This is a genomic window from Methylocystis silviterrae, from assembly GCF_013350005.1.
Lineage (GTDB): Bacteria > Pseudomonadota > Alphaproteobacteria > Rhizobiales > Beijerinckiaceae > Methylocystis > Methylocystis silviterrae.
This window is the reverse complement of the sequence record NZ_JABVWW010000006.1, coordinates 24279-50364: the sequence shown is the minus strand read 5'-3', so window position 1 is coordinate 50364 and position 26086 is coordinate 24279. Positions and strand designations below refer to the sequence as shown.

The following is a 26086-nucleotide window of genomic DNA, read 5'->3' as shown; positions in this document are numbered from 1 at the left end:
AGTGATAAGCGCTTTGCGAGCGCCTCGCTCATCGAGCGCCGAAGCAGCGCTCTCTTGCCCTGTCTAAGGGTGAGTCTTGGAGAAGCGGCAGTCATAGCGAACGCGCCTCCTGCTTGAACAGCGACTGCAACGCGGAGAGTTCATCGCGCATGTCTTTGCCCGCGGACATCCGTTCGGCTGATCGATCCGTAAAGCGGAATGCGTCGCCGCCTCGGATTGTGCGCGATCTGCCGCGCTTCGATCGATACTCGACGGTGAACGGGCGAACGGTTTTCTTCATCGATAGACTTTCGTCTTGAAGACGCGTCTATAAAACCTCGGCGCCAAGCCAGATGTTCCGGCGCTCCGAATGCTGGACGCGAATTGCCGAACACATTGCTCGCGTCGCATTTGAAAATGAAAACGCCGGCGAGGGCATCTCGCCGGCGTTTTGCAATGATGGGCTGGAGCTAGTGGCGCGACATCCAGCTGTCGACCTGCTCCTTGGCCTTGTCCTTGGCGACGCCGTAGCGCTCCTGGATCATGCCTTCGAGCTGCTCGCGGTTCCCGTTGATGCGCGCAATGTCATCATCGGTGAGCTTGCCCCATTGCTCCTTCACGTTTCCGGTGAACTTCTTCCAGTTGCCTTCGATCGTGTCCCAGTTCATGAATTCCTCCTAGTCGGGAGGCGGCCGCAATCGCGGCGGACGCCTTGGAAAGCCGACCCCGGGCCTAGCTCTCACGAGCATTAGAACTTTTCGCTGGCTTAGATGTTCCCTGTCGACTTGTGCTCTCGCTATAAATTGGCAGTCTAGCCCATGTCTGGAACGATCACTTCTCGCTCGCCAAGCTTAAGAATTCTGGCCTGTGCCCACGCGCGTCTCGATCTCAGATTGGCGGCCGGGTCTTCGCCAAAGTCGGTCATCAATTACGTCAAACCGTTACGCGAGGTTCCTGAGCAGCGCGTCGCGCGCCTCGACGATACGACGGTACTGTTCGTCGCTGCCGCCGGCGTCGGGATGCGCGGTCTTGGCCAACTGCCGGAAGGCGGCGTTGATCTCGGACATATTGAGCAGGCCCTCGAACGGCAGCCCTAAAATTTCGCGATGTTCATGGTCATCGTCGATATCCGCCCGAAACAATAGCGTCCGGCGCTTTTCTCGCGCCTCGAGACGCAGATTGAGCTGATCTTCCCGCCATCGCTGGCGCGACATAACGAGACATTCGCCAAAGGCGATCCGGCCCAGCGTTTCAAGTTCGTCAAGGCTGAACGGCCCCACGACGCCATAGGGCGGCGCCAGAGACGCCTTCCTGCCGCTCTCGTCATGTTGGATATCGCCGATGGTCGCCATATCCAATATTCCCATCGAGCCGTTCCAGACGACCCATTCCTCTTTGTCCGTCATACGCAGCGCTCATGGATAGACCGACCCCGCGCTTCGCCTTTTTGTACAAAAGCGTTCACAAGAGCTGGACCATGAGCCATGCATGTTCGAAGCCAAAGGCGCACGCTACGCGTGAACCTGAGCCGCGGGATCGCGCTTAGAATGAGACAATCGCTTGATGTCGAGTTCCGCGCTACGGCGTCTTGGCGTGAGCCTTGCTTGCTAGGCGGTAACGGGAGCAGGACTCGGTGCTTGACGCTACACAGACACGCAGCCTCACGACGGAGAAGGACCTCGATCATCCAATCGAGGCCGTTTGGCGCGCGATGACAGATTCGGAATGGCTCGCCGTTTGGTTCTTTCCAAATGACGTTGAGCCGACCGTCGGCCACAAGTTCACGATCTGGAGCCGTCCGATTGAGCGCTGGGACGGCGAGTTCAAATGCCAGGTTCTCGCTGTGGAGTCCGGCTCCATGTTGCGTTTCAGCTGGTCGGGCGGCGACGACGAGCTGAAGGGTTTTGGCCGATATATCGACACGACAGTTACGTGGACGATCTCGCAGCTGCCGAATGGCGGCACGCATTTTGTTTTTATCCAGGACGGAATCGACGCTGCGCCCACGGCGGACGCGGTCTACGACGTCATGCTCAAAGGCTCGCAGAGCGTGTTGAACTCTCTTGCCAAAAGACTCCCTGACCTCATTGAACACGGCGCCTGAAACGCTACGCTTGCCTGAACTCATCGGAGCGGCGACCAATGGCGAGCTCAGAGCAACATGTCAGCCCCATTCTCAGATTCGACGAGCGAGCCTAACGCGCTCATCAAACCCGCCGTCACCGGAGACACATTGGTCGCGGCCGCGCCGCTCGACTTTTCCGGCTCATCGCTCTTCTTTCCTGAGAATTCTTCAGCGCCCCGCACGAATGCGCCAATAGATTCGCCACAATCAGCGCCGGAAGCCGCGGCGCTTTCGGATGCTTTATGCGCGAAGATTTCGCCCGTTTCTTTTGGCGACCGCGTGTTTTTGCTTCCCACCGAAGCCGACGCCTGGCGTTCCGCCGTCGAAATGGTTCGGCGTTACCATCGACTCGTCGGCCGCCCCAAGCGCCGCCGGTTCATTGTCTGTGTCGGACCTGCTGATGGAACGGAGAGCCTTCCGCCTGGCCTCGAGGGCGATGACGAGATCATCCTTCTCCGAACGGACGATCACGCCGCAGTGCAGGCGGAAGTCGACGTGACGACTGCGGGCATTCTGATCGCTCCGGTTAGGACGCGCGCCGGTTTTGAGGTCGTCCCAGGCAGCGTGCTCGCCCGGCTGCGCGAGACCGCAGACGAATATGGGCTCATGCTCGGTTTCGACGAAACCTTTTGCGGCCTCGGCCGCTCAGGCATGCTTTGGGCGCACGAATGGACAGGCGTCACCCCGGACCTGATGGTCGCCGGTCACGGGCCTGCAGACGCCCCGCCGCTGGCTGCGCTCGTCGTTACGCAAAGACTGGCGCGAGGGGCGCTCGGCGGCTCGGCGCTCGCTGACGGGGCCGCGCTTCTGGCCGGCCACGCCCTTGTCGACGCTCTCTCGACGCCGGGCTTTCAGGAGCGCGTGCAGAATCGAAGCTGGTATCTCGAAGACCAGCTGTCCGCATTGTTTTATCGGCGTCGTGCAGCCTTTACGGCGCTGGATGGCCTTGGCCTGATGCAGGCGTTAACGCTCACGGGAGACGCGGAGCCCATCCGCGCGAAGCTGGCCGCGCACGGGCTCCTCACGCGCGCGATGGGCTCGGTCCTGGGATTATTTCCTCCGCTCACAGTTGAGGAAAGCGACATCGATGCGGCGGTATCCTGCATCGAAATGATTTGCGCGCAGGAGGAACGATGAGCGCGCGAGTCGTTTGCGTCCGCCTCACTGAGGCGCAAACCCCGCCAAATCCGGCGAGAACACAGTCGGCGCGTCTCGGTGCGGCCTCAGCGAAGCGCTTTGCTCGAGAGCGCGCATTCCCTCAAATCCTGGCGGACCGTTCAACATCATGATCGAGATAAATGCGGCTGATCCAAATTTACGAGTCATCGGGCGAGACCCTGTTCCCCCCGCGCTGCGGCGATTCATCTGGGACATTCAGTCCATGGTCGAACTCGCCGAAAGCGAGCGGGAGATTTTGCTGATCGGCCGCGATCTCATGGCCCGGCTCTTCACGACTGACGATTGGCTGCCAACGGTCTTCGCCGTCCCAAATCCCGCCGGAGGCCAGCAATTCCAAATTTATCGCGACGGGCTGGATCGCTTTTCCGTCGTGAGCACAATTTTGTCAGGCGGCGCCTGCGTGACAATCTCTCAGCCTTCGGTTTGGGAGATTGCCGGCGTGTTGCGCGGCGCCGTCAACCGCCAGCAACTCGATGCTTCTTCGACGAATAGCGCGCAGGCCGGCGTGTCCCGCCTATTGCAAGCGTGCGCTGTTGAAGCTGCCCGGTCGTCCGCGAGCGGCGAGGTCTTCGAGCTTCGCAACGCGCTGGATGATCAAACATCCATCATCTTCCATGTTTATGGGGGCGACATCGGCCGGATCAGTCGCCGATCCGGCGCATCAGGCGGAAGCGGCGACGCGCCGCCATTGGGCTACGCCAATTCGGACAACGATCCTCCCTACGATATCTTTTCAATTCAGAACGAGATCCGAGATTGAGGAGACTGACCCCATAGGAGAAAATGTCTTTCTATGAGGGATCGAAATATTCGATCTTTTGGCCTGGGTCTCTGTTCGGGCAGGGGATTTCCTTGAACAGAACTTCGGCGAAGGCCTTCAGGCCCGTGTTCGTGCGCAGAGACAGGCGATTGGGGTCGGACGTCCAGCTTTGATAAGTGACGATCCCACGGGTGATGCTGATCACCGTGTATTTTTCCGAGTTGATTTCGCCGCCCTTCGTCCGATAGCACTTCCCGGGCAGAACGCTTTCTTCCTTCATTGGCATGGATGCTCACCCTGCATCTTGGCGCTGCGTGCATGGCCAGTGAGCAAGTTCCAGACCATATAGAGGTTTCGCGGGAGCGTTCGCAGCAACGCCATTGACGTTCGAAACCGTGCGGGCGAATTAAAAGCCGGTCGCATCCTCTGGAGCGATGCGGATCGCCATTCCGTCAAACGTCTCGTCGAACCTGATTTGACAGGCGAGACGTGAATTGAATTTGCGATGGCTGGCTGTCGAAAGCATCCGGTTTTCCGCCGGTCCTGGCTCGGTCATTGCAGTCCCCCCAGGCAAGGTGAGATAGACATGGCAGGTCGCACAGGCGCAACTGCCGCCGCATTGCGCGACCAGCTCTTCGACGCCGGCGCGCCGGATCAATTTCATCAGCGAGACGCCATTCTTGCCGGTGATCTCCTGTCTGGCGCCGTCTCTGGTTTCAAGAGTGAACTTGGCCATCTTTCACCATCTGCCCGAACTCCTCAGCAATGTTTGGCGGAGGCAGCGCGGGAGCGCGTCACGACCCCAAATTCAATGACGCAAAATCAGGGCAAACCGCATGGCGACTGTCTGCGGAACCCTCTCGCGCGATAAGCGTCGTCGCAAGGCCCGCCGACTGCGCGGCGTCCAATTCCTCCCCATCGCCCGACAGCGCCAGCACCGATCCCGAAGGCAAATCGAGACGCTCACAGATCGCGCGGTAGGAGGCGGGTTCGATTTTCTGACCGATGGATGTGTCGAAGAACTCCTCGAACAGGCTTGTGAGGTCGCCCGAGGCGCTGTGGCTCAGCAGGAGTTGCTGCGCCAATCTCGAATTGGACGAGTAAACAAACAGGCGCTGGCCCGATGCCGCCCATGATCTCAGCGATTCCGCAACGTCGGGATAAAGCTCGCTTTTGATCGCGCCTGCCTCAAAACTCTCGCGCCAGATCAGGCCCTGTATCGTCTTCAGCGGGGTCGCCTTGCGATTCTGCTTCATCCAGCGCAGCAACAGCGCTTCGGCTTCCTCGAGCTTCAAGTCGAATCCGCCAAGGAGACGCCCCGTTTCCTCCAACGCGTCTTCCACATCCGGGTCCAAGGCATGTTCCGCGATGAAGGTGCCAAGCCGCGCCTGCGCGAGCGGCATGAGAGTTCCGGTCGCGAAAGCCATCGGAACCGCGGTGCCTTCGAGCTCGATCAGGACGGCGCGCACCTGTTCATTCATCGCGGGCCCGTATGGTGTAGAATTGTCCTAATCGCGCCACGGACCGCCGATGCTTTAGCTTTCCCAAAGTTGCGCTCTGGCAAGCATCATATGTGCCGTATCCTCCCGCGCGCGGCTCCAACGCGATCGTGTCGCTCCCTGCGCCACATCGACGAGGTGCGAACCCAGCGGGGCGGCGCGACGTGTTCGCGGCGTCAGCGATGGCGAGACGATTATTCGGAGGCCCCACAATGGCTCCATGCTCGGAAGAATTGAAAGCGGTCACGGGCGGCACGCTGCAACATTACAATCAGCGCGCCGAGGCGTTCTGGGAGGGAACGCGCAGCCACGACGTCACACAAAATATCGCGGCGATGCTCAGCCACATTCGCGGTGAACCCCCTTTCACCTTGCTCGATTTCGGTTGCGGGCCCGGACGCGATTTGAAGGCGCTCGCCGCGCTTGGCCATGTCGCGATCGGGCTTGATGGAGCGCTGCGCTTCGTCGAAATGGCGCGCATTCACAGCGGTTGCGAGGTGTGGCTGCAGGATTTTCTCGCGCTCGATTTACCTGAGCGCCACTTTGACGGAGTCTTCGCCAATGCGTCGCTGTTTCATGTGCCGCGCAGCGAATTGCCACGCGTCCTGCGCACGCTCCACGTCTCTCTGAAGCCCGGGGGCATTCTGTTCAGCTCCATTCCGCATGGCGCGGATCAGGAAGGGTGGAGCAATGGACGCTATGGCGTGTTTCACGCCCCCGAAAGCTGGCGCGCTTTCGGGTCGGCGGCGGGCTTCATCGAGGTCGAGCGCTATTACAGGCCCAGCGGCGCGCCGCCGGGCGAACAGCCCTGGCTGGCGAGCGTATGGCGGCGCGACTAGGCGGCGCGAATAGCCGCGCTGGGACGCGAGAACTGCGTCACATCTCGCGCAGAGCCGCCGCGAGCGCATCGGGTTCGACGATTGGCAGCGAGCAGACCATCCCCCGACAGACATAGGCTGTGGCGCGATCCCCGAGCAAGGTTTTGCCGAAAGCCGGATTCGCGCGGGGCAGTGCGGCGCCGGGCGCGATGATGCTCAAAACCCGGCCGGGCCGACTGACGCCGTAGATCACTCGTTTCAGCGCCGCCGTATCCGCGGCGCCTGTTTCGCCAATCACGACGATCTGCAGCGCCTCTCGCAGCATTTCAACGCCGTTCAACAAAGACGAAAAACCAAGAACGCGCTCGCGAATTGTTCCGGCAAAGTCCTTCGCGTTTGCCTCGGCGCGTTCGCGGTAGACGCTCTCGCCGGTCAAATAATAGAGCTGCGCCAGCACCTGCAGCATCATGCCATTGCCGGAGGGAAGGGCGGAGTCCTCGGCGATTTTGACGCGCGCGATCAGCGTATCAGCGTCGTTGGCGGCATAAAAATAGCCGCCATTTCGATCGCGATAATGATGCTCCATATGCTCGACCCAGCGTCGCCCGCATTCGAGATAGGACGGCGCGCCGGTGGCTTCGTAGAGCGCCAGCGCCGCTCGGCACATTGCGCCGTAGTCATCGAGGACCGCCATATGACGAGCGCGTCCGCATCGCCAGGAATGGAGCAGACGACCATCGTCCGTGGTCATCGCGCTCTTGACGAAATCGAAGGCCTCGATGGCGATGTCGAGCCAGTCCCGACGTTCAAACACACATGCGGCCTTCGCGATGGCGGCGATCGTCAATCCATTCCAGTCCGCCAGAACCTTATCGTCGCATCCCGGCCTGACGCGGCGCTCGCGCTTTAAGAACAAGGCGGCGCGGTCACGCGCCAGCGCCGCCTCGGCCTCCTCGTCCAGCAGCTCGATTGATCCGAGGCGGTTGAGAACGGATTTGCCGTGTTCCCAATTGCCTTCGCGGCTGACGCCATAGGCGCGTTCGAAGACCGGCGCGCGCGCGCCCAGCGCGTCTCGTATTTCGGTTTGGCTCCAACTGTAGAACTTGCCTTCTTCGCCGTCGCTGTCGGCGTCGAGACTGCTGGCGAACCCGCCGCCTGGCGCGCGCATCTCGCGCGTCATCCACTCGATCGTTTCTGTCACGCGCAAGCGATACAGTTCACGCCGTTCGTCTTGCCAGACCTCCGTCAGCAGTTCGATCAGCTGCGCGTTGTCGTAGAGCATTTTTTCAAAATGCGGCACGAGCCATCGATTGTCGGTCGAGTAGCGCGCGAAGCCGCCGCCCAAATGATCGTAGACGCCGCCTTGCGAAATATGATCGAGCGTCAAAACGACGGCTTGTCGCAACGAGTCGCGACCCGTCCGCTTCCAGGCCCGCCAGAGAAAGTCGAGGCTGGTCGCCTGCGGGAATTTTGGCGCGGCCCCGAAGCCGCCGTTGACGTGGTCGAGCCGTTGCTCCAACTGCGCGCAAATGCTCTCGACGAGGTCGGGCGAGACCGGCTCTCCGGGAGTCGTTTCGGACAGGCTGGCCAGTCCTGCGCTGAGCTCGGCGACATTATGTTCGATGGCGTTCGCGCGCGTGCGCCACAGCTCCGCGATGGTTTTTAAAACCTCGGCGAAGCCGGATCTCCCGCCCTGCGCAAAGGGCGGAAAATACGTTCCGCCCCAGAAGGGCTGGCCCTCCGGCGTCAGAAACATCGTCAAAGGCCAACCGCCGCGCTGACCCATCATCATCAGGGCTTGTTGATACAGATAGTCGACGTCAGGCCGCTCTTCGCGATCCACCTTCACATTGATGAAAGATTCGTTCATCAACGCCGCGATGTCGGGGTCCTCGAATGATTCATGCGCCATGACATGGCACCAATGGCAGGCGGCGTAGCCGGACGAGAGCAATATGGGTTTGCCCGTCTGCTTGGCGAGCGCGAGCGTTTCCGCGGTCCATGCCTGCCAGTGCACCGGGTTGTGCTGGTGCTGCAACAAATAGGGGCTGGTCTCTTGACCGAGCCGATTGCTCTCGACGCTCATGGAGCCATCCTCCCTGTGCGGATTACATACGGCTGCCGGACGTCAAGCGCCATTCGCTGCTGGAGGATTTCGCCGCTACGCCGCAGGCGAGGGGGTTCGTTGAGCAAAGCGGCGCGGCGGCTTGGAAGAGTCGTTTCCGGGGAGGAGAATCGCGCGCGGCGCCTGGTTCCGCCTTGATCGGCTCACGGGCGCCGCGCATTGGTCAGTGTGGGGCGACTTCGTTGCTCGGAAGCACGTCGCGGATGCGCTTACCTTCCACCCAGACGAAAGCTCCGTCGGCGTCGGCGCAGGCGATGTCCTGTTCGGCGATCAGCTTGTCGCAGAGCATGATGCAAATGGCGTCGATCGGCGCGTCTCTGTCGTTTTCCTCGGTCATGCGGTCGATCGAGATTTCACCCATCTCCTCGTCGTCGACCAAATGGATAATAAACACTTCCTCATGGCCGGGAGAGCCATGCGCGTTCACCCGGAAGGTTTCCCCCTTGTAGCGGAATTCGCGTATCATTCCTGGCCCTTTTTTCATTTGCTTGGTTGTGTCCGCGATTGCGCGCCTTGGCGTTCGGCGGCTCTCGCGTGCCCGGCGCGCACGCAAACTGCGTGCCATTTGTGCGTCCTAAACCTTCGTTTTGTACGAGGAGGGGCCGAAATTGCTTTTCAAGCAGGCACGAAGCGCTTGGGAGATCAATAAAGCGCCATGCTAATTCCGACGGTCTTCTCGCTAATGATCATACCGCCGTCGGCGTCGTCGCCGGCGCGAAAGTCGGCGATGCGTTTTACGAATCGCCGATTTCTCTCGCTATGTGGCTCAGCGATTGCTTTGAGCCGGCCATGAACACTCCGCGCGTCGACGCTGACGTTGTGAACTTCGGCGAACTCGACCCAAAGACCAACGAACTCCTGCAGCAGGGCGTCGTCGCCTATCGGACCGACCGTGAGAAGGCCGACAACCTCTTCAAGCAGGCGTTGGCGCTGACGCCGCAGGAACTCGCGCCCTATTACTGCCTCTACAAAATCCACACCTACATGGGCAGTCTCGACTACGCCGCTGACGTCGCTGCTCAAGGCATGAAGGAGGCCACGCGTCAGGCGGGTTGGCCGAGCGATCCTACGGCGTGGCCGGCGACGGCCGAGGCGCATGACGGGCCGGCGCGCTTCGCTCTCTATACGCTGAAGGCGCTGAGCTTCATCGAATTGAAGCGCGGTCGCAACGAAACCGCAAAGGAATATCTCGATATCCTCTCCCGCGCCGATCCGCAGGGCAGCGTCGGTTGGAAAGTGATCGAGGAATTGGCGCAGGGCAGCGTGTAATCGATGCGCATGACCCGGCCATGTCGCAACCTCAACAAAACGTCGCGCGAATGTCACGCTTCGGCCGTTGCCGCGCCGCCCTTGTCGCAAACCCGACATTGCGCGCTGCGCTGGGGCGACACGGCGCTGCTTTGCGTGGTTCTTGCATAAAACAAACTATGAACCGCGTGAGACGATCGGAATCGATCCTCGCATGTGCGAACGGAAACCTTGGCTTCGCGCTAACGGCGGCTGTTCGAGGAAGGCGGCCATGGACGACGTAGCCACTTCACGCTCTCTGCTCACGGAAGGCATGGCGGCAAAGCCGCCGCGCGCGAGACCCCCGTCCGCCGATACGGCGCTGCTCGGCATTTATGAAATCTCAAAAATTCTGACCGCGCCAGCCCGCCTCGAGCAGACGCTGGGCAACGTCGTCGCCGTGCTCAGCTCCTTCCTCGACATGAAATTGGGGATGATCACGATCCTTGATCAGCATGGCAATCCGGAGATCGTCGCGACCTCGGGTTGGACCAGCCGCGACGGCAGCAAGCCGCTTGACACGCTGCCGGCCAAGGTGATCGACCGGCTTGTCGCGACCGCCATGCCTGTCATTGTCGAGGACGTGTCCCGCGACCCCTTGTTCGCGACGGCTGCGGAGACGATCACCCGGGCGGTCGGCGCGAAAGTCTCCTTCCTCGCCGTTGCGATCAAGAGCGATAGCCGCGTCGTCGGGACGTTGTCGATCAATCGCACGTCAGAAGATTGGATCTCCTACGCTTTCGACGCCGATCTGCGCTTATTGACGATGATCGCCAATCTGATCGGCCAAACAGTGAAGCTGCACCGCATGTTTTCGGCCGACCGGCAGCGGCTGCTGAACGAATGCAGCACGCTGGAGAAGGCGCTGGTCTCGTGCCTGCCGAAGGAGATTCGAGGAGAGCGGCCCGACGTCGCCGGCATCATCGGCGAGAGCCCGGCGATCATGGAAGTGCTCGACACCATCGCCATCGTCGCGAAGTCCAATTCGACCGTGCTGCTGCGCGGCGAGAGCGGCACAGGCAAGGAGCTTTTTGCACGCGCGGTGCACGACCTGTCGCGCCGCAACGCCAAGCCCTTCGTCAAGCTGAACTGTGCCGCGCTGCCGGAAAGCGTTCTCGAATCGGAACTGTTCGGTCATGAACGCGGCGCTTTCACGGGCGCCGTCGCGCAGCGTGCGGGTCGTTTCGAAATGGCCAACGGCGGCACGCTGCTGCTCGACGAAATCGGCGAAATATCTCCCGCCTTCCAGGCGAAGCTGCTGCGTGTGCTGCAGGAAGGCGAATTCGAGCGGGTCGGAGGGTCCAAGACCTTAAAGGTCAACGTCCGCTTCGTTTTCGCGACCAACAAAAATCTCGAAGAGGCCGTCGAGAAGGGCGAGTTCCGCGCCGACCTCTATTATCGCATCAGCGTCGTGCCGGTGTTCCTGCCGCCGCTGCGCGAACGGCCCGGCGACGTTTCGCTGCTCGCGCGCAATTTCATCGAGACGTTCAACAGCGAAAACGATCAAAAGCACGAGCTCTCGGCGAGCGCCATCGAGACGCTGCAACGCTGTTACTTCCCGGGCAACGTGCGCGAACTGGAAAATTGCGTGCGCCGCACGGCGACTTTGGCGCGCGACGAAACCATCGTCGATCATGACTTCGCCTGCGCCTCCGGCAAATGCCTCTCGGCCTTGCTTTGGACCAGCAGCGCTAGCGGCGCCTATCCGCATGCGCATCCCGAACCGGCCGGGATGCGCGCCCCCGCTCCGCCTGAGGAGATCGCGTCCGTAAGCCACGGCGCAGCTACGTCGATTCCGACTTTCGTCAAGGAGACCTCGTCACGGCTGGACACCGCCGGGGAGGAGGAGGGCGACGGATTCGCGTCCTCCCGCAAGATGATCGACCGCGAGCGCCTCATCGAAGGCATGGAGAAGGCCGCCTGGGTCCAGGCCAAGGCTGCGCGTCTGCTCGGCCTGTCGCTGCGCCAGGTCAATTATGCGCTGAAGAAATACAACATCGAAATAAAGCGCATCTGACCGCATCCGGCGATTGTCGTATTTACAACATTTGTTCAGTTCATGCGGCCCAACGACCCCTGGAGGGGGACAAATCAGACCGGCCTTGGCAGGCGAGCTTGCAGGCACCGATGCGAGCATCTGCTTTCATTCCTCGGCTTGCCGTCGGAGGCAAACAGGCGTGGCTTGCGACTGGCATGCGATTTGAGGGGAATGGAAAAGCTTGCAGTGAATCCATGAGGAATCGCGACATGGCGTACAAAATTATCGCCTCACAATGCACGGTGTGCGGGGCTTGCGAATTCGAATGTCCGAATGCGGCGATTCGCCTCAAGAACGACATGTACATCATCGACCCGAAGAAATGCACCGAGTGCGAGGGGCATTTCGACAAGCCGCAATGTGCGGTCGTCTGCCCTGTCGAAAACACATGCGTGCCGGCATAGCGCTCTAAGCGCGGCCGAGCGGGGCGATGCATCGCATGGATCGCATGGACGCCGTCGACTGGCTAGGAAACTTCCTGTCCTGCCGCGATTGTCCGCATGTCGAGATTCGCGAGAAAGGCCTTTGCGATCTCGGCCAGATTTGCGTGCGCGACCGAAGGGCCCGCCGCATAGACAGGTTCTTCGCCGCGAGTCCGCAGGAATCTGCGAAATATCTCGATCATCCCTATTTTGAACTGCGCGTCGGCGCGGTGAAATATGCGAGCGTCTTTCAGTTGCGCGCGCTGATCGATGACGAGGAGCCAGACGTCAGAGCCATGGTGGCGCAACGTCTGCCGTTGCGACTCGCAGAAAAACTGATCGGCGACAGCGACCGCAAGGTGCGCATGGCCATGGCCCAGCGCGTCGAGGGTGCTGGCCTCGTGAAGCTGCTTTTCGATGAGGACAGCGGCGTGCGCCTGATCGCCGCCCGTCGCGCGCCCCCAGAAATCCTCGCCGGCGCGACGAATGATGACGACCCGCAGGTGCGATGCGAAGCGGCGCGCCGGATTGCGCTCGACAAGCTCCCGGCCATGGCGCGCGATCCCGAACCCCGCGTGCGCATGATTATTGCAGAGCGATTGGCGTCGGCGCAGCTGGGGCTGCTCGTCGCCGACGAAGATTTACGAGTCCGCTTCCTGGTGGCGGAGCGATGTGGGACGGAATTGCTGGCGCGTCTGCGCGACGATCCTGATCCAGAAGTGAGGCGCCTCGTCCAGGCGCGCCTGGACGAAGCGCAACAGTGAACGGAGAGCGAAATGGCGGCGGTGCAAGAGACAGTTGAACAGGTTCGCCGTGTCGGCGCTGATCAATATAAATACGGTTTCATCACCGATATCGAGTCCGACCTCGCCCCAAAAGGTCTTTCCGAAGAGGTGATCCGCTTCATTTCTGCGAAGAAGGACGAGCCGGAATGGATGCTCGAATGGCGGCTCGAAGCCTATCGCCGCTGGTTGACGATGACCGAGCCGAAATGGGCGCGCGTTGACTACCCGGCGATCGACTATCAGGATCTCTATTATTACGCGGCGCCGAAATCGACGGCCGGTCCGAAATCGCTCGACGAAGTCGACCCGGAGCTGCTGCGCACATATGAAAAACTCGGCATTCCGCTGCATGAGCGCGAAATCCTCGCCGGCGTCGAACGGCCGGAGGGCGAAGAGCGCCCGCGCGTCGCCGTCGATGCGGTATTCGACTCGGTCTCGGTCGCAACGACATTCAAGGAGGAGCTGAAGAAGGTCGGGGTGATCTTCTGCCCGATCTCGGAGGCGCTGCGCGAGCATCCCGAGCTGGTGCGCAAATATCTCGGCACCGTGGTGCCGACCTCTGATAACTATTTTGCGACGCTGAACAGCGCGGTGTTTTCGGACGGCTCTTTCGTCTATATCCCGCCCGGCGTGCGCTGCCCGATGGAATTGTCGACCTATTTCCGGATCAACGAAAAGAACACCGGACAGTTCGAGCGGACGCTCATCATCGCTGACAAAGGGTCCTATGTCAGCTATCTCGAAGGCTGCACGGCGCCCAAGCGTGATGAGAACCAGTTGCATGCGGCGGTGGTCGAACTCGTGACGCTCGACGACGCCGAAATCAAATATTCGACCGTGCAGAATTGGTATCCGGGCGACGAGAACGGCAGGGGCGGAATCTATAATTTCGTCACAAAGCGCGGCGATTGCCGCGGCGCCAATTCGAAGATCAGCTGGACGCAGGTCGAGACCGGCTCGGCGATCACCTGGAAATATCCGAGCTGCGTGTTGCGCGGCGATAATTCGCGCGGCGAATTCTACTCGATCGCAATCTCCAACGGTCGCCAGCAGGTCGACTCCGGCACCAAGATGATCCATCTCGGCAAGGGCACGACGAGCCGCATCATTTCGAAGGGCATTTCCGCCGGCCGCTCGTCGAACGCCTATCGCGGCCTCGTCTCGGCGCATCGCAAGGCGGAGGGCGCCCGCAATTTCACGAATTGCGACTCGTTGCTCATCGGCGACGCCTGCAGCGCGCACACAATCCCCTACATCGAAGCGAAGAACCCGTCCTGCGTGTTCGAGCATGAGGCGACGACCTCGAAAATCTCGGAGGACGTCTTGTTCTACTGCATGCAGCGTGGCCTATCGCAGGAAGATGCGACCGCGCTGGTGGTCAATGGGTTCGTGCGCGACGTGTTGCAGCAACTGCCGATGGAATTCGCGGTGGAAGCGCAAAAGCTGATCTCGGTCAGTCTCGAAGGCAGCGTCGGCTGACGCCTCTATAGAGTGGGAGTGGTGGAATGACGGCGCTACTGGAAATTCGCGACCTCAAGGCCGAGATTGCCGGCAAGCAGATCCTGAATGGCTATGACCTCACCGTGAAGGCGGGTGAGGTGCATGCGATCATGGGGCCGAACGGCTCGGGCAAATCGACGCTGTCCTATGTGCTCTCCGGCCGGCCCGGCTATAAAATCACCGAGGGGCAGGCGCTGCTCGCCGGCGCCGATCTGTCGCAGATGAGCGTTGACGAACGCGCCGCGGCCGGGCTGTTCCTCGCCTTTCAATATCCGCTGGAGGTGCCGGGTGTCGCGACGATGACCTTTTTGCGCGCCGCGCTCAATGCGCAGCGCAAGAAGCGCGGTGAGGAGGAAATGTCTTCGCCCGATCTCATCAAGCGCGTCAAGGAACTCGCCAAGATCCTCGACATGGACATGGAGATGCTGCGGCGTCCGGTGAATGTCGGCTTCTCCGGCGGTGAGAAGAAGCGGGCCGAGACGCTACAGATGATGCTGCTTGAACCCAAGCTGTGTATCCTGGACGAGACCGACTCGGGACTCGACATCGACGCGCTGAAAGTCGTCTCCAACGGCGTCAATCAATTGCGCTCGAAGGACCGCGGCATCGTTGTGATCACCCATTATCAGCGTTTGCTTGATTATATCACGCCGGACGTCGTTCATGTGCAATCGGCCGGCCGCATCGTGCGGACCGGCGGGAAGGAGCTCGCCCTGGAGCTCGAGGAAACGGGCTACGCACGCTACCAAAGCGAGGCGGCTTAAGTCATGGGCAACGCACCGATCACTCCCGCTCGCAAACTCACCGACGCCGAGGCTCGGCTGGCGGAAATCTTCGCCATGCAGCAAAGCGCCGACGCGCCGCAACTTGCGAAACTGCGCACCGCCGCCTTCGACGCCTTTGCTAAGACCGGCCTTCCCAACCGACGGGATGAGGCGTGGAAATACACGGATTTGCGCGCTCTGCTGCGTGACGTGAAGCCCCTGGCCGCGCCGCCGGAAGATAGCGCGAAGCAAAGCGCGCGGAGTGCGGCAGTTCTTGAGGGCGTCTCTGCGCGGCGCATCGTCTTCGTCGGCGGTTATTTCGCTCCAGCGCTTTCCGATCTCGCCGATATGGAAGAAGGGCTGAGCGTGGCGCCGCTGTCGGAGGCCTTGGCCAAGGGCGACGCCGCGACGACCGCCCAGCTCGGGCAGGTGGGCAAGGTCGACGATCCGGCCTTCGCGCTCAACACGGCTTTCATGGGCGAAGGCGTCGTCATCCGCGTTGGCGTCGGCGTATGCGTGGACAGACCGATACAATTGGTTTTCGTGGCGGGCGCGCAGCCGGCGACCTATTTCCTACGCTCGCTTGTCATCGTTGAAAGAGGCGCGCGAGCGACTCTGATCGAGAGCTTTGAGGGCGAAACGGCGCAGGAATACCATGTGAACGCCGCGACCGAAGTTGTGCTGGAAGAGGGCGCGTCCCTCGAGCGACTCAAGATCAGTCGCGAAGGCGCCGCCGCGATGCATGTCTCGACATTCGTCGCCTCACTCGCCGCCGATGCCCAGCTGAGCGATTTCGGGTTCAATCTCGGCGGAGCCGTGTTGCGCAACCAGTCCTTCATCAACATTAACGGGCAGGGCGCCCATGCCGGCCTGCGCGGGGCCAACATACTGAAGGGCAGGGAGCACGCCGACGCGACCTTGTTCCTCGATCATGCGGCGGAACGTTCGGAAAGCAAGGCGCTGTTCAAATCCGTGCTGGATGACTCGTCGCAGGCGGTGTTTCAGGGGAAGATCCTGGTTCGGCCCGGCGCGCAAAAGACCGACGCGCGCATGATGGCCCGCACGCTGTTGTTGTCCGAAGGGGCGCAGGCCAACTGTAAGCCTGAGCTGGAAATCTTTGCCGACGACGTGCAATGCGCGCATGGTTCGACCGTCGGCGCGTTGGACGAGAACTTGATTTTCTACCTGATGGCGCGCGGGATTCCCCAAGCGGAAGCCCAATCGCTGCTGACGGAAGCCTTCGTCGGGGAAGTGATCGACATCGTGGCGAATCGCAGCCTTCGAGAGGCTCTCACCGGCCTCGTTTCCGAGCGGCTGAGAACGCGATAAAGATCCCAAACCTGTGAGCGACGCATCATATGACGTCGCGCGGTTGCGTCGTGACGTTCCGATTTGGACGTAAAAATCCACGATAGCTGCTCGTCTATCTGGACAACGCGGCGTCGGTCCAAATGACTTGACATGGATAACGCGGCAGATGCTCGTCTGAGCGCATGAGCCGCCCAGCGCTACCAAACCTGTCCACGATGTTGAATCTGTAACAAGTGTCGCCACACAGAATGTAGGGACGTGTTTGAATATTTACATTGTTGGTTCACGATATGCCTCTGATTTATATGGGGAATTATAAGTTAAGGCGCTGGCATGGTTGTTGCGATCCCTCCGACAAACTGATGCAACGGTGCGTCTCAGCCGAGAGTCGGCATAGGCGACTTTGCAGCGATAGAAGGAAGCAAAGCCATGACGTCTCTGGATGTGGGAACGGCGGAGGCAGCTGAAGGGGTGAACGCGGCGGTCGCCATGGGCGACGTGATGCAGAAGATCGCAGAGCACAAGGGTTGCGGCACGTCGGGCGGCAGCGGCAAGGCGAGCTGCGGTTCTGGCGCCGGAGAGGGCGACCTGCCGACGGAGATTTGGGAGAAGGTCAAGAACCACCCCTGCTACAGCGAAGAGGCGCACCATCATTATGCGCGCATGCACGTCGCCGTCGCGCCCGCTTGCAACATCCAGTGCAATTACTGCAACCGCAAATATGATTGCGCCAATGAATCGCGCCCCGGCGTCGTCAGCGAGAAGCTGACCCCGGAGCAGGCCGCGAAGAAAGTTTTGGCCGTCGCCTCCACCATTCCGCAAATGACGGTTTTGGGCATCGCCGGCCCGGGCGATCCGCTCGCCAATCCGGAAAAAACCTTCAAGACATTCGATCTGATCTCGCGCACCGCGCCGGATATCAAGCTCTGCCTGTCGACAAATGGCCTGGCGTTGCCGGATCACGTCGACACGATCGCCGGCTACAACGTCGATCACGTCACGATCACCATCAACATGGTCGATCCGGAAATCGGCGCGAAGATCTATCCTTGGGTGTTCTGGAAGCATAAGCGCTACACCGGCGTCGAAGCGGCGAAGCTCCTCACCGACCGGCAGCTGCAGGGCCTGGAAATGCTCACCGAGCGCGGCATTCTGTGCAAGGTGAATTCGGTGATGATCCCCGGGATCAACGACAAGCACCTCGTCGAAGTGAACAAGGCCGTCAAATCTCGCGGCGCGTTCCTGCACAACATCATGCCGCTGATCTCGGCGCCGGAGCACGGCACGGTGTTCGGCCTCAACGGCCAGCGCGGTCCGTCGGCGCAAGAGCTGAAGGCGCTGCAGGACAGCTGCGAAGGCGAGATGAATATGATGCGCCACTGCCGCCAGTGCCGCGCCGACGCTGTCGGCCTGCTCGGCGAAGATCGCAGCGCAGAGTTCACCACCGAAAAGATCATGGCGATGGAGGTCGATTACGATCTCGAGTCGCGCAAGGCCTATCAAGAGAAGGTCGAAGAAGAGCGCGTCGCCAAGGTGGCCGCGAAGCAGGAAGAGCTGGCGACGCTGGCCGGCGCTGCGAGCGACATCAAGTTGCTGATCGCGGTGGCGACGAAGGGTTCGGGCCTCATCAACGAACATTTCGGCCACGCCAAGGAGTTCCAGGTCTACGAGCTCTCGACCTCGGGCGCGAAATTCGTCGGACATCGCCGCGTCGATCTTTACTGCCAAGGCGGATATGGCGACGAGGACAGTTTGGAGACGGTTATCCGCGCCATCAACGACTGCCATGCGGTGTTCGTCGCGAAAATCGGCGGTTGCCCGAAGAACGACCTGATCAAGGCCGGGATCGAGCCTGTCGACCAATTCGCCCATGAGTTCATCGAGAAGTCCGCGATCGCCTGGTTCAAGGCCTACCTCGACAAGGTGAACAGCGGCGAAATCGAACATCAGGAGCGCGGCGACGCCGAAATCCGGCAGGGCGCACTCATCAACGCGGCCTGAGACATGCGTCAAGGAAACAAGCTAAGGAGCAAGACATGACGCTTAAGATCATCGCGTCGCAGTGCACGAGCTGTTCGGCCTGCGAGCCGGAATGCCCGAATGTAGCGATCACCGAGAAGAACGGCACATTCGTCATCGATCCGAAAAAATGCACGGAGTGCATCGGTCATTTCGACGCGCCGCAGTGTGCGGCGGTCTGCCCGGTCGACGACACCTGCGTGATCGACAACGCCTATCCCCGTTACCAAGCACCGGCTTGAGGAGGCCGCAATGAAATTTACGCTTACGCCGGCCGCACAAAAGTTCATCCGGCGAATGATTCAGTTCAGCGTCAATCCAGGCGGCGGTTTTCGGTTGATGGTGTCGCCAGGGGGGTGCTCGGGGCTCAGCGCGCTGTTCGACGTCGAAGCCGCGCCGCGCGCCGGCGATCAGGAATTCGTCGTCGAAGGCGTGAAGTTCTTCCTGCCGGCCGAAAGCCGCCTGCTGCTCGATGGCGTCACGATCGATTTCGCCGATTCCTCATCGAGCGGGGGGCTTGTCTTTCACGATCCAAAGAACACGGGATCGTGCAAGAGCACTGGCGGGCCCGTGGTGGAGCATGTGCATTAAAGGCGCGCGTCATGGTGAATGGCGAGCAAGCCACTCTAAGCCCCGACGAGAAGGAACTTCTCGCCGGGGCGCTGCTTGGCGAGGGCCTGCCGCTGGAGGCCGAAGAATTTCTCCATCTCGCCAGCGAAACCTACGCCGACTCTGAAACGGCGGAGCGTTACTTACGCCAGGCCCAGCAATGGGCCCCGGATCACGCCGCGGTGTTGATCGGCTTCTATCGCTTTTACTTTTACAAAGGCAGATTGCGAGAAGCATTGGAGATCGCCAATCGCTGTCTGGAAAAAGCCGCGCGCGAAAACAACATGGCGCGAGATTGGCGACGCGCCTCGGCGCAGGACGCAGTTTTCGATCGCTATGACGAAATGCTGCCGCGCTTCTTTCTCTTTACCTTGAAGGGCTACGCCTATTTGCCGATGCGCCTCGGCGAGTTCGAGGAGAGCCGGGTCGCCATCGCAAAACTTCTCGAACTCGACCCAACTGACAAGATCGGCGCTAAGGTTCTTCTCGGCGTTCTCGATAGAATCGGCCTCGAAGATGACGCGTGAGATCGACGAAGCGCGCGACTGGCGCGGTTTGGATATCGATTGTGCGAACTGCGCGCATCGAGACCTGCTGGCTGCGGGACGGTGCGAATTGCGCAAAGCCTGCGTGCACGACCGATATGCGCGGCGCATCGATCGCTTCTTCAATTGGAATCCCGAGTTCGCCGACGGCTATCTCGCGCATCCCCATTTCGAAGTGCGCGCCATAGCGGCGAAATTCGCCAATCCGTTTCTCTTGCCTCGCTTATTGTCGGATCCCGATGAAACCGTGCGATGGGAAGCCGTCCGGCGATTGCCTGCGCGCTATCAATGTGAATTGCGTAATGACCCGCATCGCGAAGTCCGCATCCGCGTCGCCACGCTGCTCGATGATCCAGACCTTCTGCAGATGATGCAGGATGAGGATTATTACGTGCGGATCGTCATCGCGCGGAAGGTTGCGCCGGCGCTGCTGGTGATGATGTTCGATGACCCGGAAGTGGAAGTCCGGCGTATCGTCGCGCAACGGATCGACGCCCAGTGGCTCGGGCGAATGTGTCGAGATGTGAACGCCGAAGTGCGCCTTGAAGCGGCGCAAAGGCTGACGCCCGAACAATTGTCGGATTTGAGAGATGACGCCGATTGGCGCGTGCGCCATTACGTCGCGACCAGATTGAACGTGGAAGAAATCGGACATTTGATCAACGACAGCGATCCGCTCGTCGCGGAAGCGGCCCGCGAGCGTCTCGCGGGCGAGGCATTGAAGGGATGACTGCCTGCCGACGACGTCGCTCCATTGGCGACGCCGCGTCGCCGCATCAGTTTTAAGCCGGCTTCAACTCGCTGCCCGCCCCACGACGAACTCCAAGGACGAGCCGCCGGCAGTCAGGACCGTTCCGGCCGCCATAGCGTCGGCAAGCCTGTCCAGGCGGATCAACGCAAGGCCCCGATCGCCACTGTGCGAGCCCGCCACGCCGATTTCGATCTCGCCCGCCATGACTTTTGTTCCCGGCGCTGGAGCCGCGCCTTCCACATGGTAAGGCGTCACGCGTTTGCGCGCGAGGTTGCGATGCTTCGTGCGCGAGACCACTTCCTGGCCGATATAGCATCCCTTGGTGAAATCAACGCCGGCGAGCAGGTCCATGTTCGCTTCGTGAGGAAATGCGGCGCCATAGGTGAAATCAACTCCGCCTTGCGGAACGACGGCGGCGATGCGCGTCGCCTCGTAGTCTTCACGAGAATCTTCCGCCTTCGTGCCGTGCGGTGCGATCAGCCGCCAACCCAGCGTCTCGGAGCGCGGGTCCCGCGCCATCGCCAGTGCGGGAATTTCCGGTCGCGCGTCTCCGAGAACGGCGAAGGCTGCGAATTTACTGCTTTTCGAGTTGACGCTCACCGCCGCGCGCAATTTGTACATGCCGAGGCGGCGCAGGAGATCCGGCTCCAAGTTGCTCGGACAATCGAGCAAATAGCGGCGCGTCTCGCCATCGCCTTCGACGAAAACCAGGAAGTCGACCAATATCTTTCCCTGCGGCGCCAGCAGCGCGCTAAAGCGGGCTTCGCCCGGGGCGAGTTTGACGATGTCGTTGGTGACGAGATTATGCAAGAATTTGGTCGCGTCGGCCCCGGCAATTTCGACAACGCCGCGATCCTGCAGGCTGATGACTGCTGACATTGTGTCTTATGCTCCAACCGCGTCTGTAAGCCGCCGCGGCTTGTCGTGAGCGCGCGACTCGCCGGTTAGACTCTGGAAGCAACAATGTCGCCATTTGGCGTTTTTGACGATGCCGAACCCTTCACGGCCGAACGGTCTGGAGCGGGAAAGGCGGACGCGCGGCTCAAACCCCGAGCGGGAAAGCACAACATTTGCGCCCCGCCTCAAGGCTTGTCATCGCGCCGGCTCTCTCAAGGAAGCCTTTGAGAACGACGCTACGACGACGAAAAAGATCACAAAAAACGTCGACCGCCGATGGCAATAACTTTGTCGCCCACATCACATCGTTGTTAGCTTTTTGACATCGAACACCCCGCTGCGGGTCATCCACAAGTCATTGATTCTAAGATATATTTGTTTGGCGGCCGCACACCGCAAGTGATGGCATGGACATTGCGAAAGAGGGACTGGCTCGACAGAATCGAGGGCCGTCGAAGAGAACCTCTTACTGGGAGTCCTTCTCTAACTCGGCAGCGAAGCAAGGCGCCGCGAGAGAACTGCGGCAATGAGTAGGGGCCCAAGAGGAGATAGACATGTCGTCACTACGGCAAATCGCATTTTACGGCAAAGGGGGCATCGGCAAGTCGACGACGTCCCAGAACACGCTCGCCGCTCTGGCCGAAATGGGTCATCGCATTTTGATCGTCGGCTGCGATCCGAAGGCTGACTCGACGCGCCTCATCCTGCACGCCAAGGCGCAGGACACCATCCTGAGCCTCGCCGCCAATGCAGGCAGCGTCGAGGATCTGGAAATTGAAGAGGTGATGAAGGTCGGCTATCGCGACATTCGTTGCGTCGAGTCGGGCGGACCGGAGCCTGGAGTTGGCTGCGCGGGCCGCGGCGTCATCACCTCGATCAACTTCCTCGAGGAGAACGGCGCTTACGAGGACATCGACTATGTGTCCTACGACGTGCTCGGCGACGTGGTCTGCGGCGGTTTCGCCATGCCGATCCGCGAGAACAAGGCGCAGGAAATCTACATCGTCATGTCCGGCGAGATGATGGCGATGTATGCGGCCAACAACATCTCCAAGGGCATTTTGAAATACGCCAATTCCGGCGGCGTGCGCCTGGGCGGTCTGGTCTGCAATGAGCGTCAGACGGACAAGGAGCTGGAGCTTGCGGAAGCTCTGGCGAAGAAGCTGGGCACGACGCTGATCTACTTCGTGCCGCGCGACAATATCGTGCAGCACGCGGAGCTTCGCCGCATGACGGTGCTGGAATATGCGCCGGAGTCGCAGCAAGCCACCCACTATCGCAACCTTGCGGTGAAGATCCACGCCAACCAGGGCAATGGCATCATTCCGACGCCGATCACGATGGACGAGCTCGAAGACATGCTGATGGAGCACGGCATCATGAAGGCGGTCGACGAGAGCCAGATCGGCAAGACTGCGGCCGAACTCCAGGCGATCGCCTAACCCGTCAACGCATGGGCGTCGACCTCCCGCACGCGGGAGGTCGAGCTGAAATCCAGAAAGCATTAAAGGAGACATCAAATGAGTGTTTCGCCCACATTGAGCGTTGCGGAGATCAAGGACCGCAACAAGGCGCTCATCGAAGAAGTTCTGAAGGTTTATCCGGAGAAGACCGCCAAGCGCCGCGCCAAGCACCTCAACGTGCATCAGGAAGGCAAGCCGGACTGCGGCGTGAAGTCGAACATCAAGTCCATCCCCGGCGTGATGACCATTCGCGGCTGCGCTTACGCCGGCTCGAAGGGCGTCGTCTGGGGTCCGATCAAGGACATGATCCACATCAGCCATGGCCCGGTGGGCTGCGGCCAATATTCCTGGGCGGCGCGCCGTAATTATTACATCGGCACGACTGGCATCGACACTTTCGTCACGATGCAGTTCACGTCCGATTTCCAAGAGAAGGACATCGTCTTCGGCGGCGACAAGAAGCTCGCGAAGATCATGGACGAGATCCAGGAGCTGTTCCCGCTGAACAACGGCATCACCGTTCAGTCGGAATGCCCGATCGGCCTCATTGGCGACGATATCGAGGCCGTGTCGAAGGCAAAGTCGAAGGAATATGATGGCAAGACCATCGTTCCGGTGCGTTGCGAGGGCTTCCGCGGCGTTTCTCAATCGCTGGGCCATCACATCGCCAACGACGCGATCCGCGATTGGGTGTTCGACAAGATTGCTCCCGACGCCGCGCCGCGTTTCGAGCCGACCCCCTATGACGTCGCCATCATCGGCGACTACAACATCGGCGGCGACGCCTGGTCGTCGCGCATTCTGCTCGAAGAGATGGGCCTGCGCGTGATCGCGCAATGGTCGGGCGACGGCAGCTTGGCCGAACTGGAAGCGACGCCGAAGGCGAAGCTGAACGTTCTGCATTGCTACCGCTCGATGAACTATATTTCGCGCCACATGGAAGAAAAGTATGGCATTCCGTGGTGCGAATATAACTTCTTCGGCCCGAGCAAGATCGCCGAGTCGCTGCGCAAGATCGCCAGCTATTTCGACGACAAGATCAAGGAAGGCGCCGAGCAGGTCATCGCCAAATATCAGCCCTTGATGGACGCGGTGATCGCCAAATACCGTCCGCGTCTGGAAGGCAAGACGGTCATGCTGTTCGTCGGCGGCCTCCGCCCGCGTCACGTGATCGGCGCTTACGAAGACCTCGGCATGGAAGTCGTCGGCACGGGCTATGAATTCGGCCACAACGACGACTATCAGCGCACCGCCCAGCATTACGTTAAGGACGGAACGCTGATCTACGACGACGTGACCGGCTACGAATTCGAAAAATTCGTCGAGAAGATCCAGCCCGATCTCGTCGGCTCCGGCATCAAGGAAAAATACGTCTTCCAAAAGATGGGCGTGCCTTTCCGCCAGATGCACAGCTGGGATTATTCGGGCCCCTACCATGGCTATGACGGTTTCGCGATCTTCGCGCGGGACATGGACATGGCGATCAACTCGCCGGTCTGGAAAATGACCAAGGCGCCATGGAAGACCGAGGAACTGCCGCTGCTCCAAGCCGCGGAATAAATCAGCGCCGGCGCGTCGCGAAGGCGCGCGCCGGCTCCCCGAAATGCATGACGCGAGGGTTCGACCATGCCGCAGAGCGCAGAACACGTCCTAGACCATTTTGACCTCTTCAGAGGTCCCGAGTACCAGCAGATGCTGGCGAACAAGAAGAAGATGTTCGAAAACCCGCGCGATCCGGCCGAGGTGGAGCGCGTTCGGGAATGGGCCAAAACCCCCGAATATCGTGAGAAGAACTTCGCGCGCGAGGCGTTGACGGTCAATCCGGCCAAGGCCTGTCAGCCGCTCGGCGCGGTCTTCGCCGCCGTCGGTTTCGAGCAAACGATTCCCTTCGTTCATGGATCGCAGGGCTGCGTCGCCTATTATCGCAGCCATCTGTCGAGACACTTCAAGGAGCCGAGCTCCTGCGTGTCCTCGTCGATGACGGAGGACGCGGCGGTGTTCGGCGGCCTCAACAACATGATCGACGGCCTGGCCAACACCTACAACATGTACAAGCCGAAGATGATCGCCGTCTCGACCACCTGCATGGCGGAAGTTATCGGCGACGATCTGAACGCCTTCATCAAGACCTCGAAGGAAAAGGGTTCGGTTCCGGCGGAATACGACGTTCCCTTCGCTCACACCCCGGCGTTCGTCGGCAGCCACGTCACCGGCTACGACAATGCGCTGAAGGGCATCATCGAGCACTTCTGGGACGGCAAGGCGGGCACGACGGCCAAGCTTGAGCGCACGGCGAATGACAAGATCAACTTCATCGGCGGCTTCGATGGCTACACGGTCGGCAACATGCGCGAAGTCAAGCGCATCTTCGGCTTGATGGGCATCGACTACACGATCCTTGCCGACAACAGCGAAGTCTTCGACACGCCGACCGACGGCGAGTTCCGCATGTATGATGGCGGCACGACGCTGGAGGAGGCCGCGGATGCGATCAACGCCAAGGCGACGATCTCGATGCAGGAATATTGCACCGAGAAGACGCTGCCGCTGATCGCCGCGCATGGACAGGAAGTCGCCGCCTTCAATCACCCGATTGGCGTCTCGGCGACCGATAAGTTCCTCATGACGTTGTCGCGCATCACCGGCAAGCCGATCCCCGAAGAGCTGGCGCGCGAGCGTGGTCGTCTCGTTGACGCGGTGGCCGATTCGAGCGCGCATATTCATGGCAAGAAATTCGCGATCTACGGCGATCCGGATCTGTGCCTCGGCCTCGCCGGGTTCCTGCTGGAGCTTGGCGCCGAACCGACGCATGTGCTCGCCACGAATGGCAGCAAGGCTTGGGCGGCAAAAGTGCAGGAGCTGTTCGACTCCTCGCCCTTCGGCCAGAATTGTCACGTCTATCCGGGCAAGGATCTCTGGCACATGCGCTCGCTGCTGTTCACCGAGCCGGTGGATTTCCTGATCGGCAACACCTACGGGAAATATCTCGAGCGCGACACAGGCACGCCGCTGATCCGAATCGGCTTCCCGATCTTCGATCGCCATCATCACCACCGCTATCCGGTGTGGGGTTATCAGGGCGGCCTGAACGTTCTGGTGTGGATCCTCGATCGCATTTTCGAATCGATCGACGCCACCACCAACGTGCCGGCGAAGAGCGACTATAGCTTCGACATCATCCGCTAAGACGACGTGGCTCCCGCTTTGCAG

At 60.7% G+C, this 26086-nt stretch carries 27 protein-coding genes; 19 read left to right on the top strand and 8 right to left on the bottom strand.

The window, feature by feature from the left end; all coding sequences use genetic code 11:
• Positions 1–449: 449 nt before the first annotated feature.
• Together HUN39_RS08855 and HUN39_RS08850 are read right to left on the bottom strand one after the other, a co-directional pair.
• Positions 450–647 carry a CsbD family protein gene (locus HUN39_RS08855; protein ID WP_014892078.1) on the bottom strand — a complete coding sequence of 66 codons (198 nt, stop codon included), beginning with the start codon at positions 645–647 and terminating at the stop codon, positions 450–452.
• Between the two features lie 273 nt (positions 648–920).
• Positions 921–1385, bottom strand: coding sequence for a J domain-containing protein (locus HUN39_RS08850; protein WP_175094091.1), 465 nt, complete (start codon positions 1383–1385; stop codon positions 921–923).
• 227 nt (positions 1386–1612) lie between these two features.
• Here HUN39_RS08850 and HUN39_RS08845 point away from each other — a divergent pair, with 227 nt between their 5' ends.
• From HUN39_RS08845 to HUN39_RS08835, 3 genes are all read left to right on the top strand, one after another.
• Positions 1613–2083, top strand: a complete 471-nt coding sequence (locus HUN39_RS08845; RefSeq protein WP_175094089.1) for an SRPBCC family protein — start codon at positions 1613–1615, stop codon at positions 2081–2083.
• A 300-nt stretch (positions 2084–2383) separates the two neighbouring features.
• The gene (locus HUN39_RS08840; RefSeq protein WP_332310738.1) at positions 2384–3241 is read left to right on the top strand and encodes an aminotransferase class III-fold pyridoxal phosphate-dependent enzyme; all 858 of its coding nucleotides are present in this window, start codon (positions 2384–2386) and stop codon (positions 3239–3241) included.
• Positions 3242–3518: 277 nt separating this feature from the next.
• Complete coding sequence (locus tag HUN39_RS08835) at positions 3519–4043, top strand: cysteine dioxygenase family protein (protein WP_232366000.1); 525 nt, start codon at positions 3519–3521, stop codon at positions 4041–4043.
• A 31-nt stretch (positions 4044–4074) separates the two neighbouring features.
• Here the strand turns inward: HUN39_RS08835 and HUN39_RS08830 are convergent, their stop codons facing one another.
• From HUN39_RS08830 to mtnC, 3 genes are all read right to left on the bottom strand, one after another.
• The gene (locus tag HUN39_RS08830) at positions 4075–4329 is read right to left on the bottom strand and encodes a hypothetical protein (protein ID WP_014892083.1); all 255 of its coding nucleotides are present in this window, start codon (positions 4327–4329) and stop codon (positions 4075–4077) included.
• Between the two features lie 120 nt (positions 4330–4449).
• Positions 4450–4779, bottom strand: coding sequence for a 2Fe-2S iron-sulfur cluster-binding protein (locus HUN39_RS08825; protein WP_175094084.1), 330 nt, complete (start codon positions 4777–4779; stop codon positions 4450–4452).
• Between the two features lie 58 nt (positions 4780–4837).
• Positions 4838–5524: an acireductone synthase gene (mtnC, locus tag HUN39_RS08820; RefSeq protein ID WP_175094083.1), complete on the bottom strand. Its 687-nt coding sequence runs from the start codon at positions 5522–5524 to the stop codon at positions 4838–4840.
• A gap of 230 nt (positions 5525–5754) precedes the next feature.
• Between mtnC and HUN39_RS08815 the strand changes: the two genes are divergently transcribed.
• Positions 5755–6381 (top strand): class I SAM-dependent methyltransferase, encoded by a 627-nt coding sequence (locus tag HUN39_RS08815; RefSeq protein WP_175094081.1) that lies wholly within the window; start codon positions 5755–5757, stop codon positions 6379–6381.
• A 37-nt stretch (positions 6382–6418) separates the two neighbouring features.
• On the opposite strand, the gene HUN39_RS08810 is transcribed toward HUN39_RS08815, so the two are convergent.
• Positions 6419–8446 (bottom strand): thioredoxin domain-containing protein, encoded by a 2028-nt coding sequence (locus HUN39_RS08810; protein WP_175094079.1) that lies wholly within the window; start codon positions 8444–8446, stop codon positions 6419–6421.
• Between the two features lie 202 nt (positions 8447–8648).
• Positions 8649–8951, bottom strand: coding sequence for a hypothetical protein (locus HUN39_RS08805; protein ID WP_014892088.1), 303 nt, complete (start codon positions 8949–8951; stop codon positions 8649–8651).
• Positions 8952–9274: 323 nt separating this feature from the next.
• Here HUN39_RS08805 and HUN39_RS08800 point away from each other — a divergent pair, with 323 nt between their 5' ends.
• From HUN39_RS08800 to HUN39_RS08745, 12 genes are all read left to right on the top strand, one after another.
• Positions 9275–9754 carry a tetratricopeptide repeat protein gene (locus HUN39_RS08800; RefSeq protein ID WP_175094078.1) on the top strand — a complete coding sequence of 160 codons (480 nt, stop codon included), beginning with the start codon at positions 9275–9277 and terminating at the stop codon, positions 9752–9754.
• A gap of 250 nt (positions 9755–10004) precedes the next feature.
• On the top strand, positions 10005–11789 hold the full coding sequence (gene nifA, locus HUN39_RS08795; protein WP_232365999.1) for a nif-specific transcriptional activator NifA: 1785 nt from the start codon (positions 10005–10007) through the stop codon (positions 11787–11789).
• A 230-nt stretch (positions 11790–12019) separates the two neighbouring features.
• Positions 12020–12214: a 4Fe-4S binding protein gene (locus HUN39_RS08790; RefSeq protein ID WP_018406744.1), complete on the top strand. Its 195-nt coding sequence runs from the start codon at positions 12020–12022 to the stop codon at positions 12212–12214.
• Positions 12215–12240: 26 nt separating this feature from the next.
• On the top strand, positions 12241–12996 hold the full coding sequence (locus HUN39_RS08785) for a 4Fe4S-binding leucine-rich repeat protein (protein WP_175094076.1): 756 nt from the start codon (positions 12241–12243) through the stop codon (positions 12994–12996).
• Positions 12997–13008: 12 nt separating this feature from the next.
• Positions 13009–14496: a Fe-S cluster assembly protein SufB gene (gene sufB, locus HUN39_RS08780; protein ID WP_175094075.1), complete on the top strand. Its 1488-nt coding sequence runs from the start codon at positions 13009–13011 to the stop codon at positions 14494–14496.
• Positions 14497–14522: 26 nt separating this feature from the next.
• Complete coding sequence (gene sufC, locus HUN39_RS08775; protein WP_018406747.1) at positions 14523–15281, top strand: Fe-S cluster assembly ATPase SufC; 759 nt, start codon at positions 14523–14525, stop codon at positions 15279–15281.
• A gap of 3 nt (positions 15282–15284) precedes the next feature.
• Positions 15285–16610 (top strand): Fe-S cluster assembly protein SufD, encoded by a 1326-nt coding sequence (gene sufD, locus HUN39_RS08770; protein ID WP_175094074.1) that lies wholly within the window; start codon positions 15285–15287, stop codon positions 16608–16610.
• 471 nt (positions 16611–17081) lie between these two features.
• Positions 17082–18593, top strand: a complete 1512-nt coding sequence (nifB, locus tag HUN39_RS08765; protein ID WP_123177378.1) for a nitrogenase cofactor biosynthesis protein NifB — start codon at positions 17082–17084, stop codon at positions 18591–18593.
• Between the two features lie 35 nt (positions 18594–18628).
• Positions 18629–18853, top strand: coding sequence for a 4Fe-4S binding protein (locus HUN39_RS08760; RefSeq protein WP_175094072.1), 225 nt, complete (start codon positions 18629–18631; stop codon positions 18851–18853).
• Positions 18854–18863: 10 nt separating this feature from the next.
• Complete coding sequence (locus HUN39_RS08755; protein WP_175094071.1) at positions 18864–19202, top strand: HesB/IscA family protein; 339 nt, start codon at positions 18864–18866, stop codon at positions 19200–19202.
• A gap of 11 nt (positions 19203–19213) precedes the next feature.
• Positions 19214–19747 carry a tetratricopeptide repeat protein gene (locus HUN39_RS08750; protein ID WP_175094070.1) on the top strand — a complete coding sequence of 178 codons (534 nt, stop codon included), beginning with the start codon at positions 19214–19216 and terminating at the stop codon, positions 19745–19747.
• Complete coding sequence (locus tag HUN39_RS08745) at positions 19737–20495, top strand: 4Fe4S-binding leucine-rich repeat protein (RefSeq protein ID WP_175094069.1); 759 nt, start codon at positions 19737–19739, stop codon at positions 20493–20495. Before HUN39_RS08750 ends, HUN39_RS08745 begins: the two co-directional genes overlap by 11 nt.
• A gap of 63 nt (positions 20496–20558) precedes the next feature.
• On the opposite strand, the gene ygfZ is transcribed toward HUN39_RS08745, so the two are convergent.
• On the bottom strand, positions 20559–21395 hold the full coding sequence (gene ygfZ / locus HUN39_RS08740; protein ID WP_175094068.1) for a CAF17-like 4Fe-4S cluster assembly/insertion protein YgfZ: 837 nt from the start codon (positions 21393–21395) through the stop codon (positions 20559–20561).
• Between the two features lie 572 nt (positions 21396–21967).
• On the opposite strand from ygfZ, the gene nifH reads away from it, so the two are divergent.
• The 3 genes from nifH to nifK all read left to right on the top strand — a co-directional run bounded on the left by nifH (position 21968) and on the right by nifK (position 26062).
• Entirely contained in the window at positions 21968–22855 is an 888-nt protein-coding gene (gene nifH / locus HUN39_RS08735; RefSeq protein WP_175094067.1) for a nitrogenase iron protein, read from the top strand.
• 78 nt (positions 22856–22933) lie between these two features.
• Positions 22934–24436 carry a nitrogenase molybdenum-iron protein alpha chain gene (gene nifD / locus HUN39_RS08730; RefSeq protein ID WP_018406757.1) on the top strand — a complete coding sequence of 501 codons (1503 nt, stop codon included), beginning with the start codon at positions 22934–22936 and terminating at the stop codon, positions 24434–24436.
• Positions 24437–24502: 66 nt separating this feature from the next.
• Positions 24503–26062: a nitrogenase molybdenum-iron protein subunit beta gene (nifK, locus tag HUN39_RS08725; protein WP_175094066.1), complete on the top strand. Its 1560-nt coding sequence runs from the start codon at positions 24503–24505 to the stop codon at positions 26060–26062.
• Positions 26063–26086 lie beyond the last annotated feature (24 nt).